At 34.5% G+C, this 12183-nt stretch carries 6 protein-coding genes; all 6 read right to left on the reverse strand.

What is annotated here, in order from left to right; all coding sequences use genetic code 11:
* Nucleotides 1–91 precede the first annotated feature (91 nt).
* On the reverse strand, nt 92–478 hold the full coding sequence (locus BLV35_RS16515) for a response regulator (protein WP_091092808.1): 387 nt from the start codon (nt 476–478) through the stop codon (nt 92–94).
* Entirely contained in the window at nt 465–3533 is a 3069-nt protein-coding gene (locus tag BLV35_RS16520; protein ID WP_091092810.1) for a PAS domain S-box protein, read from the reverse strand. Before BLV35_RS16520 ends, BLV35_RS16515 begins: the two co-directional genes overlap by 14 nt.
* Nucleotides 3534–3855: 322 nt before the next feature.
* Entirely contained in the window at nt 3856–4149 is a 294-nt protein-coding gene (locus tag BLV35_RS16525; protein WP_091092813.1) for a chaperone modulator CbpM, read from the reverse strand.
* Nucleotides 4146–5054: a DnaJ C-terminal domain-containing protein gene (locus BLV35_RS16530; RefSeq protein WP_091092815.1), complete on the reverse strand. Its 909-nt coding sequence runs from the start codon at nt 5052–5054 to the stop codon at nt 4146–4148. Before BLV35_RS16530 ends, BLV35_RS16525 begins: the two co-directional genes overlap by 4 nt.
* 226 nt (nt 5055–5280) lie before the next feature.
* Nucleotides 5281–6342, reverse strand: a complete 1062-nt coding sequence (locus tag BLV35_RS16535) for a retron St85 family RNA-directed DNA polymerase (RefSeq protein WP_091092818.1) — start codon at nt 6340–6342, stop codon at nt 5281–5283.
* Between the two features lie 506 nt (nt 6343–6848).
* Nucleotides 6849–12101 (reverse strand): endonuclease, encoded by a 5253-nt coding sequence (locus BLV35_RS19170; RefSeq protein ID WP_143031876.1) that lies wholly within the window; start codon nt 12099–12101, stop codon nt 6849–6851.
* Nucleotides 12102–12183 lie beyond the last annotated feature (82 nt).

A 12183-nucleotide genomic window follows, 5' to 3' on the forward strand; every position in this document is an offset into this window, starting at 1 on the left:
CGTGCAAGATTTCTATTGTACCCTTCTTAAGTTATCAAAAATCAAATAAAATAGTTTAGATCTATAATTTAACCAGCTCTAATTTAGTCATTTATTCCATCATTTTTTTTAATTCTGCTATTGTTATAGGTTTTACTATATAATTACTTACCGCATCATAGGATTTTGCTTTAATTACATCGGCGGGATCTACTGAGCTTGTTATTATAAATATAGTTATTGGTCTATCATTTGGTATTTTAATAAACTCGTCAAGAAATTGCCAGCCATCCCAGACAGGCATGTTCAAATCCAATAATATTAAATCAGGTAATTTTTCACCACTCGATATAATCGGCTTCAATTTATCATAGGCTTCTTTTCCATTACGAAAGACCATAAAGGTTTCACAAAAATTAGCTAATTGCATTATTTTTTTTGTTCCAAAAACAAAAATGGGGTCATCATCAATTATACAAGCAATATCAATCTTTTTCATATTTAAAGTATGTTTTAAATGTTGTGCCTTTATTTTCTTCGCTTTCTACTTCTATTTTTCCACCGATGGCTTCTACTTGGTTTTTTGTTATAAACAGTCCAATGCCACGCGCATCTTCATTAGTATGGAAGGTTTTATACATCCCAAAAAGCTTTCCTCTATTCTTTTTCATGTTGATCCCTATACCATTGTCTTCAATATGCACTACTACATAATCATCAGTGATAGTACAATATACCTTGACAAAACTTTCTCTTTCAGCTGTTCTATATTTTATACCATTGGTTATGAAATTGAGCAATATACTTTCGAGATAGGCGGGGATTGCCTGAATAGATATTGTTGGGTCAATATGATTATATATAGTTACATCTGCTTCTGCTGCAATAGTAGAGATGTTTCTAATTGTATTTTCCATGAACTCATATAATCGTAAATTTTGTAGGTTTTCAGCTATTGAATTATTCATTAAAACAACTTCATTTAGATGGGTAATCGTTTCTTTTAAATTATTTGAGGCTGTATTCAAAAGTTGAATAAATTCATTCTCTGATAATTCAGGGTGCTCAAACGCTAATAAATCAAGCATCATAGTTATGTTACCAGAATGGGATCTTAAATTATGTGAGACTATATGTGCAAAATTCTTGAGTCTTTCGTTTTGGTCTTTCGTGACATGAAGTAAAGATTGAATTTCTTTTTCTGTTTTTTTGATATAACTAATGTCAACAGCTATACCTAAATAGCCAGTAATATTTCCATCCGTTTTTACTGCGGTAACGGTAAGTTGGACAGGAAGTTCCGTTCCGTCCTTTTTAACGTAGGTCCATTCTCTTGTGTCGTAATCGCCTTTATTTGCTGCATGCGTAAAGACGTCAAAGCCTTCGACGGTTTCATTATGTTCAATAGAAAGTTCATTAGCTCTCGTCTCTATTTCTTTTTTTAAATGAATCAATAATGGTGTTTGATGAAAAAGGATTTCTTCTTTTTTATATCCTAGAAGATTTTCTGACCCTTTGTTGAAAGTGGTAATGATTCCGTTTATATCGGTCTCTATAATCGATACCTGAGTGCTGGATTCGATTAGTCCCTGAATTTTAGAAATGGTATCTGCGAGCTCTTGTTCTGCTTTTTTTTGTGGAGTGATGTCTATAATTTGAGAAATAAAATACAAAGGCTCGTTGTTTTCATTTCTAACTAGTGAGGCTGCTAATATAATATTTATGATACGACCGTTTTTGCAAATGTATCTTTTCTCCATATGATAGAAAGAGCGGTTGCCTTTTACAAGTTCCTCTAATAACTTCAAATCAGCTTCTAAATCAGCAGGATGGGTAATATCTTGAAAAGTTTGGTTCATTAATTCTTCTTCAGAGAAACCTAACATAGTACATAAAGTATGATTTACCTTGAGCCATTTTCCTTTTTCATCTAATAGCGCCATTCCAATGGCTGCATTTTCAAAGTTTCCCCTAAAGGCCGCTTCGCTGATACGAAGTTGTTCTTCCGTTTTTTTTCTGGCAGTAATGTCTGCCGTATACATGATAATTCCTCCTACAGTTCCATTGTCATTATACCAAGGTTTTATTTCCCATTCGAGCCATTGGATTCTGCCATCTTTTCTTACAAATTTATCTTCGTCGCGCTTATCGGTCACTCCTTTTAAGCACTTTTCATGGATTTGTTTCCATTCTTCACCAATTTCAGGAAATAAATCATAATGGGAAGTTCCAATTATTACTTTGTCTTCCAAGCTGTAATCTACTTTCCATTTTTCGGACGACGCTAGATAACACATTTTAGTGTCAAACATGGCAATTGCAGTTGGTGTCTCTTCGATAAAAACAATATTTCTATCAATGATTTTTTTTTGTTCTGTGATGTCATATTGAGTCCCAAACATCATCAAGGGTTTATCATCATCAGTCCAACTGATGATTTTACCTTTATCTAATATCCATATCCAATGTCCATTTTTATGTTTTATACGGTATTCTGAATGGTAGTACTCTGTTTTTTTATCAAAACAATCCTTTAGTTTTTCATTAGATAATATTAGGTCATCTGGGTGTACTAGGTCTATCCAAGTTTGAATACTGATAGGTTTAAGTTCATTAAGTGAATAGCCAATAATATTTGCCCAAAGTTCATTATAAGAGGTTTCTCCTGTTTGAATATTCCATTCCCAAGTGCCTGCATTTGTCCCCTCAAGTACACTTAAAAGTTTTTCTTTTTCTTGTGTGAGTTGCAGGTTAGCTTCTTTAAAGAGGGTGATATCTTGGAAAGTCCCATATATACGAGTGCATACATCTTCTGAAAACACAGCCTGACCTATTGATCGTACCCAGCGGGTATTGCCGTTTAAAGTCTTTATCTGTAGTTCATGATCGTAAGGAATCCCTTTCGATACCGTAAGTCCAAATGAAGTTGTAATTAAATCTCTATATTCCCCTTCTTTATAAAAGTTGATAGCGGTATCCAGATCGGGTTCATAATTTTGAGGAGCCTCATGAATTTCTTTAGTCATGTCACTCCAATAGAGATTTTGATTAAGTAAATCAACCTCCCAATATCCTATACGGGCAGCTTGATTGCATTTTTCAAGAAATTCTTTGGCCTTAATACGTGAGCCAGTTTTTTCTTTTAGTACAGCTACTTGTTCATGACTTTCCTCTTGATGACTGATTTTTGTATGACCACTTAATATACGGAATGTATTTCCTTCATTATCTTTAATAGGCATTGCTCTATATCGTAGTGAAGTGATACCACCCATCTTATGATTGAATCTTAAAATTGTATCAACTTCATTAACGGGAACAGCACTGGCTTTTTTTAAATCTTCGGGGTGGATTATATTTTGCCATGAGGTATTGTTAGACATTTCTTGAGGATCGTAGCCAATAGTAGACCAGAATTTTGAACTAATCCACTCCTTTTCTTTTTGTTCTATATCTCTATAGGATATTCCATCTGAGCCCCATTCTTGAATGAAATCAAAAATGGAAATGTCTGTTTTTAACAGTTCATAGAACTCTTTTTTTAGGTAACTCATATATTTTAATTACTTTCAAGGAATGAAAAATGAAAACGCTTTTATTCGTTTCATTAGGTTTCATACTCCTTTTACAATTTAATTGCTCTATCTTTTCTTAAAAAAGATAGAGCAATTAAATTGTAGGTAATAGTTTTAAAAACTATTAAACCAATTTGTTGATTAATAAATATAGGATAAATTTGGAAAATGGAAAAATATTCAAAAAAACTATAGCTTTTTTTGAATTGCATTTTTGATGTAGTGGTATTTACACAAATATACAAAGAAATTGTTGGGATGCTTTATTTTATATCTTAAAAGTAAGGATATACTTATTAGGTTAATTTTCATAAAGTTGTAATCTGTTTCTTACGTTAATCAATTCTTTTTGCAATGCATCTATTTTTTGCAGTAAATTAAAAACAACATCAATGCCTTCTATATTGACATCTAATTCCTGATGCATTCGAATCATTTTTTCTATTTCATAAATAGAATCCTGATGTATATATTGTATGTGTTCTACTGTTTGAATTTCTACTAATCCAAGTTCGCTTAGATTATTAAAGAAAGTCAGTTCTACTTTATAATGGGTGACTAATGTGTTTATGGGAATGAAGTTTTCTATGTTCATAGGTTTTTTAGCTTAGAAAGTTCAGTGAATAATTCTTTTTCTTTTTCAGAAAGACTTGTTGGAATCTTTATTTCATAGGTGATGTAAAAATCTCCAAATTGATTTTCCTTTTTATAAACAGGAAATCCTTTTCCTTTCAGTTTTACTTTGGTTCCATTTTGTGTTCCAGGCGCTATTTTTAATTTTACCTGCCCATCAAAAGTATCGACGGTAATGTCTCCTCCTAAAATAGCGGAATATAGGTCTAAATCAACAGTTGCGTATAGGTTCTCTTTATCTCGTTTAAAAGCAGTGTGATTGTCTATGGTAAAAGTGATGTATAAATCTCCTTTTGGGCCACCTCCGGATCCTGCAGCTCCATGTCCGGTAATCTTTATAACCTGACCATTTTCTACCCCAGCTGGAATAGTAAGGCGAATGTTTTTGCCGTTAATGGTTAGCGTACGTTTGTGGGTAGTGTAAACATCTTTTAAGTCAAGATGCAATTCAGCATTAAAATCCTGCCCCTTAAATTGCGCAGTACGACCACCGCCACTTCCTCTTGCAGAGCGCCCGCCAAACATGGATTCAAAAAAGTCTGAATAATCTGCACCGCCGCTAAAACCACCACCATAATCGGCTTGTTGTCCACGTCCATTGTATTGCTGCTGTTGTCTTTTTGATTGTTCATACTGATCCGCATGTTGCCAGTTTTCACCATGGGCATCATATTTTTTACGATTTTCAGGGCTACTCAATACTTCATTGGCTTCATTTAGTTCCTTGAATTTTCTTTCGGCTTCTTTGTCGTTTGGATTCAGGTCAGGATGGTGTTTTCTGGCCATTTTACGATATGCCTTTTTAATCTCAGCTTCAGTTGCCTTTTTATCGACCCCTAATACTTTGTAATAGTCTATAAATGCCATTTTGTATTATTTTTTCAATTATTGATAAGGCCTTTCTCTTTAAATATCACCTAATATAATGTTCTTATCTTTGTAAAAAAAGTACAGAATATTACTTCATAAATTTAATCAATTTTTAGATGATATAGTGCAATAAAATGTTTTATTACAGATTATTATAAATTGTAAAAGTCCCTAAAAGAGACTTTTTAATACTATACTTGTTGTAATTTAGAGTTACATATTCTTAAACCCACAAAAGTTTTACCGTATTAGATTTCAAATCTTGCTTCTTTTTTAAGTCAATAAGAAATGATTTATAACCTATGAATTCAGTATCTTTTGGGTTAATCTGCAAAACAAAAGTTATTTTTCCTAGCAGGTGTTCTAAATAATTCCTTTGGTTAATTTCTTTGTATTCCCGATGCTCATCAATTCCAAATTTTTGGATGTAATACATCGCTTGTCTTAACTCATTGCGTTTGTGAAACACGACTTGTGGTTTTTCATTGACAACTATTCCTGTCACCGTTTGGCGGTTGCCAGGCGTCATGAGTTTGGTTTTGGCAGTATTGATTTTAAAATTCATTTTTTCAATGATTTCGTTTACTATCTCAAATAGTTCTTTTTCATCGAAATCGCCTGAAAAACTGAGATCATCGGCATAACGGGTGTATCTAATTTTTCTTTGAACACAATAATCAGCAATCATTGCATCTGCCTCTTTAAAAATTAAATTTGATAGGGAAGGACTAGTTGGTGCACCTTGCGGTAATGTATCATTGCGAGTACATAGTTTAGCTAGCAAATCAGAAACGCTTTTAGAATAGCCTAATTCGTTAAAGATTTTTTCGACACTATCTACGGTAATAGAAGGGAAAAAATTTTCTAAATCTATGGTAAATACTTTCGGCTGGTTTCTATGAAATTTAAGGTTTTCGATTAAACTTATATTTGGTTTATAGGCTTTGGCAAAAGGACTCACCGGAATATTGTACAAGATATTTTTTAGAATCCAATGCTGAATTTCTTTTAAACTAGGTAATGGTTCAGATATAGGTCTTTTTTTACCGTTTCGTTTAAGAATTTCAAAATCGCGATAGAAGTACTTGGTATGCAGTGCGGCTTTCTTGAGATATTCCTTTTTGTAGCCCACTAGTACTGACAAATGGGAAGTATTATAAATTACGGGAATATCATTGGAAAATAGGGGTGCAGCATAATCTAAACAGCGTTGGATATTCTGTTGAGAGTAGCCTTTTTTTAAAGCTTCTTTGGTGAAACTGTCTTTATAGTTTGAAAAATCCATAACGTTAAAATCGTTAATGGAGTGAGGACTTTTATGTCGCTCACTCCAATTAGGAATACGGGTTTAAAAGGTTCGGAGCTCTGCGAAGAATCTTTTAAACCCAGTGCTTGAAAAAGCATTCAATTACAGAACAGTGACTCACTGCTCCGATGTTAGCTGAACTAACACAATCTTTAAAAAACAAATCAGAACTGCAATTCATTCTGAAGTGGAATGTATATGGTTTTCCTAGACAATTTTGGGATTTTACTTTTTAAATCCTTCACTATCCATTCTTCTTTTTTTCTTCGTTGTATTTTTGTACGTTCCATAATAAAGCCCTCTGTTAAATCTTATTTAGGTATGGTAACTCATTTTAAATAAGTTGATTGTCTTATTTAAAGTTACGAAAAAATATTTAAAAGTTAATTTTTATACCCTTTTATTTTTGTTCCAAAATAAAAAAACCACCAAAAATTAATTTGGTGGTTTGAGATAATCTAAATGCTTAATTCTTCAGTAAGAAACTACTCTTTTACCAAGTACTTGATATTTTTTACTTTTCCATTAATAACTGTTTTCAAGAAATAGAATCCCTTATTTAAATTTGGTAAATCTAAGTAAGTTGCTGTGTTTCCAGCTTGAACGCTATGTGTAGACTGTTGTACTAATTGTCCATAAAAGTTGTAAGTTAAAAAACTTACAGTAGCATTTGATGAACTGTTAATACTAATAGTTACATGGTTCAAAAATGGATTTGGATAAACAGTAACATCAGTAACAACTATATTATCTGGAGTTGCTTGACAATTCTCTAAACTGTCTCCATGTGCTAAATGTGCGCTTACCGCATTTTCATCAACACAGATTACATTTCCTTTGTGACACATTTCTACTTTAGGATTTTTCGGGTTGTTACCACAACGAACATCTACAACAATTACTGTTTTTTCTATGGACGTAGAACAACCATTTGCATCTGTAACAGTTAAGGTGTAAGTTGTAGTTTCTTTAGGGCATACCTCAATAGTATTAGTGGAAGCACCGTTACTCCATTTGTAAGTATAAGGTAAAACCCCGCCACTTACGTTACCTGCAAGAAGTTTTGTGCAAGAAGTTTTAGCATAACCATAGTATACTGTAGCTTCTTTAGTGGAAGGAATTACAATAACTGATGGTTCATTTACTGTAAATGTAGTAGTGACTACTTTGTTTAAAGCATCTTTAACAGTTACAGTATAAACCCCAGCAGCGAGATCAGATATTGTATTTGTATCTGTTGTTGAACCTGTACTCCATTGGTAGGTATATGGAGTAATTCCTCCAGAAACAGATACTGTTGCTATTCCGTTAGCTTCTCCATTACAACTTACATCAGTACTAGTTATAGCATCAACAGTCATTAATTTTAACTGTAAACGTGCACTTACTGGGAAGTGATCTGAAGCTGTTTTTGTATAATCACTAGAGAAAAACTCATAATGTACTCTTGCTGATTGATCAATATATAAATCAGCTAGTTCGTTAGAAAGAGTAATGTGATCAATCATGTTTTCATATGTTGCATACGATCTAAATCCTTGCTCACTTAATGTTTTTGTTACCACATTATAATTTGCCGCATCATTAACATAAGCTACATAAGTAGAAACAGTCGTAGACACATCTGATACGGTATAATCAACATCGTCATTATAATCTCCAAGTAAGATCAAGTTCGCATTTGGATATTGTGCATCTAAAGTATCTTTTAATACCTCAACATCAAATTTACGCATGTTATATTTGCCTTGAGCATCACCACTTGTATTTGCTCTTGCATGAAGGTCAATAATGTTAATTTGTTGTTTGTTACCATCAATAGTAACATTAGCAGTTAACATAAAAGGTAATCTTCCGCTGGCAAAAAAACGTGATTTATCAGTGCTTGGATAATTAACTAATACGGATGTGTCACCACCATTATAATAAGGGTGAATTGTTTTTAATAGCACTTTGGTACTAACTGGTTCTACCGTTTTGTTTTTGTAAATGAATCCAACTTTTTGTTTTGGTCCTGTTACATCAAAAGGGTATGAAGTAGCTTCAGATAAAACAAAACTGTAATCATTCATTTCGCCTACCATTTGAGCCAATAATACATCATCAGAAACTTCTTCTACAGCGTAGATATCTGCATCTAATTGTTGCAATATATTCTTAACGGCTTCTTTTTGTATCGCATCTGAGTTTGGTTTTCCAGCTGCTGGAGAATTTGTTTCATCACCAAACCAAGCTACATTCCAAGTAGCAATATCCAAAGTTTTATCTTTAGAAATAGCTAAATCACTTCCCGTCTGTTGGTATTTATCAGCACATGGGAAGTCTGTCCTCATTCTAGGCAAAAGCTGTTGAGTTGTAAAATAATTACCTACAACACCTATAATTTCAGAACAAGTTTCTGGTTGGGCAAAACCTACAAGATCATTCACATCAGCATCGATACGCAATTGAGCCGTTCCGTTTGCATCAGTAATATTTGTATTTGAATTGCCAAACATAATTGCGCCCGGTTTAGGGAAAGTCGTATTTTGAATACGCACCAATTCCGCAGGATGGTTCACCATTTCGCTCAAAGTTATTGTAACTGGTTGAATAACCTGAGTAGGCAATCCATTATTAGTTACGGCACTTACAGGACTAATTTGAACTTGGTCATTGTACGAACTTCTTGTTCCAGTAACAGTAACAGAATCGCCTATTTTGAAAAGTCCAGTACCATGAACCGTTTTATCAAAAACAGCTATTGCACCAGTCGCGTCTTGGATATAAGCAGATCCTGCAAATTGATCAGAAACAGTTAAAACACCTGTAACCGTTACTATCTCGCCATCAGCTTTTGCTCTCGCTTCAGCAATGGGAAGTACTACAATTATGTCACTTGCATTTCCAAAAAACTGTCCTTTGTTAATTGCTCCATAAGTAGAAGTAGCTGCTTGCCAAGTAAAATCAGCGTAAGTAAAGCCTGCTCCTGTTAACTGAAGAGATGTTCCTATCGGAGCTGTACTAGCTTCGGATATTCCTATATCAGTACTTGTTAGACCCAATGCTGGTCCGTTAAGAGCTGTAAAACTGCCCTCATAGCTTAAAAACTGAATCACTTTTCCATTAGGATCTACTAGTGCAATTCCGTCAGGAGAACCATTTTGGAAATTTAGTATCGGGCTAAAAACAGTTCCGTAACCGTTTTGTTGTTCTGGTATAGTTCCTGATAAATTTATTACTGGTGTATAACTTTTACCGTCAGAACCATTATAAGGAAAAAGGCTCCATCCCGTTAAATCCATCCCGGCATAACCCGCTATTTCCACACCTTCTCCAACATCTGTTCCAGCATTGTCGTAGTGAATCTCATTGATGAAAACTAAATCTCCAAATTTTTGTCCTTTGTTAGTTTTACCAAAAGTACTAACAGCAGCTTCCCATGTAAAATCACTGTATTTTGTTCCTCGGCCAATTAACTGAAGCGAATTTCCAACTGTTGCTGTACTCGCTTCTGCAATTCCAATATCAATACTTGTCATCCCGATAGCAGGACCATTAGTTGCCGTAAAACTACCTTCGTAGCTCAAGAATTGTATTACTTTATTACTAGCATCAACTAAAGCTAATCCATCAGGAGGACCATTTTGAAGTCCAGGAATGGCTACAGATAGTGTGCCGTAACCGTTCAATTGATTCGGAATGGTTCCTGATAAAGTACCTATTGGTGTGTAGCTTGCTCCATTAGCTCCATTATAAGGAATAATTTTCCAACCTGTTAAGTCAGTTCCTGCAAGTCCTGCAATTTCAACGCCTTCATCAATATCTGAACCTGCATTATCGTAATGAATTTCGTTGATAAAAACAGATCCCGCCACTACAGGAGTAGTATTGCTTAATGTTTTTACATTAACTACAGTACTAGCTGTTGAGGTATTGTCATCAGCGTCTAATGCTACTACTGTAAAGTTATAATCAGTATTTGCGGTTAGATTGGAAATTGTAAAGGTTGTACTAGTAGTAGCCGCTACTTGTGTAGTGCCATTGTAAATTTCATATGATACTGCAGCTGTAACAGTGTCCCAAGATAAAGCAGTTGCAGTTTGTGTTGTATTGCTTGCTACAACATTTGTAGGAGCGGTAAGCGGAATTTTAATAGTCGAAAAAGACTGGACATTGTTAATTGCTCCGTACGTGCTAGTAGCAGAAGTTTGCCAAGTAAAATCACTGTATTTAGTTCCTGTACCTTTTAATTGTAGAGACAATCCTATCGCTTCAGTTCCGTTTTGTGAAACTATAATATCAGTACTTGTCATTCCATTTGCTGGACCGTTTGTAGCAGCAAAAACACCTTCATAACTCAAAAACTGAATTACACTTCCTAAGTTGTTCACCAATGCTAATCCATCTGGAGAACCATTTTGTAATGCATTAATCGCTATGAAAACGGTTCCAAAACCATTTGATTGATTAGGAATTGTGCCTGATAATGTACCAATTGGAGTATAAGAAGCACCGCCATTGCCATTATACGGAATAATGCTCCATCCTGTTAAATCAGTTCCTGCAGTTCCTGCAATTTCTACACCTTCACCTACATCAGTCCCAGCGTTGTCATAATGGATTTCATTAATGAAAACAACAGAAGTCGTAGGAGTTGGTGTAGGAGCACCAACGAGGGTTGTCACTGCAATACTATTACTACCATTTGATATGTTTCCGGCAGCGTCAAAAGCTTTTATAGAAAAAGTATAATTTGTATTAGCTGTTAATCCGGATAATACATAATTAGCAGTTGAAGACGAAGCGATTTGCATCGTTCCATTGTAAATTCTATATCCTAAAACACCCACATTATCTGTAGACTGAATCCATGCTAATGTAGTTCCAGTTGAGGTTGTATTTGTAGCATATAAATTTGCAGGGACTGACGGTACTTCTGTATCTAATACAATAGTTCCATTAAATCTGTTTTCTGCTTGTGGGCCTCCCCAAATTGTTGTTGCGAAAGCGGGGTTGTCAATAAAAGGGTTTCTATTTCCTTGAACACCTTCTAATATCGTATTTCTGTTTATTTCTACTTGGGAAACAGGATCTTCAACATTCCATTGCAATAAAACATCTGGAATATCTGCACTGAAAGTTTGTGAACCTACAGTAACTACATTAGGCAGACATTGATTTCCGTAACGCACATACATGTACATTACCATACGCGCTACATCTCCTTTCCATTCGTCACCTGGATACCAATACGTACCGTTTACGAGCTTTGAATTCCCAGAACCAGCACCAAAAGGATAGTTGTTTCTTGTTGCATTCAATGTAATATCAGAAGCTCTTAAATGATGCGCATCACTTCCAGGCCCATCAGTGCCTAAATTTGGATTCCCCAGTGACTTTGCATAAACATGCTCTCTGTTCCAGTTTCCTTGGTTTCCGCCATTTAAATCTTTAGACCTAGTACGGTCATTAGTAATATCGGTATCGGTATCATTGTAACCGTAAATCAATAAAACTTTGCTAGGATCAGTAGGATCTAAGTCAGTTTGTTTTAAAGCATCCCATACTCCAGGAGTATAGCTCAAGTTAGTCGTATTGCTACTTATTAAAGTGGCAAGACTTGTTTTTAAGGCATTTCCCGTTTGGTTGACATTGGTCCCAGAGTAATAAGTGGGAACCTGACCAAATGATAAGAGACTTAAAAAACAAAATACAGCAACAAGAAGCAGCTGCTTTTTTAGGTAAAGTTGTTTCATGGTATTTGTAAGTTTATTAAGTCGTAAAAATATACAATCCCACACTTTTATATTTATATTAATATTAACAAATTGTTATAAT

It is taken from the genome of Flavobacterium gillisiae, assembly GCF_900107635.1.
GTDB lineage: Bacteria > Bacteroidota > Bacteroidia > Flavobacteriales > Flavobacteriaceae > Flavobacterium > Flavobacterium gillisiae.

What these genes read in the sequence shown, in the direction of transcription:
- BLV35_RS16515 (WP_091092808.1), bottom strand. Translation starts at nt 478, where the DNA reads ATGAAAAAGATTGATATTGCTTGTATAATTGATGATGACCCCATTTTT.
- BLV35_RS16520 (WP_091092810.1), bottom strand. Translation starts at nt 3,533, where the DNA reads ATGAGTTACCTAAAAAAAGAGTTCTATGAACTGTTAAAAACAGACATT.
- BLV35_RS16525 (WP_091092813.1), bottom strand. Translation starts at nt 4,149, where the DNA reads ATGAACATAGAAAACTTCATTCCCATAAACACATTAGTCACCCATTAT.
- BLV35_RS16530 (WP_091092815.1), bottom strand. Translation starts at nt 5,054, where the DNA reads ATGGCATTTATAGACTATTACAAAGTATTAGGGGTCGATAAAAAGGCA.
- BLV35_RS16535 (WP_091092818.1), bottom strand. Translation starts at nt 6,342, where the DNA reads ATGGATTTTTCAAACTATAAAGACAGTTTCACCAAAGAAGCTTTAAAA.
- BLV35_RS19170 (WP_143031876.1), bottom strand. Translation starts at nt 12,101, where the DNA reads ATGAAACAACTTTACCTAAAAAAGCAGCTGCTTCTTGTTGCTGTATTT.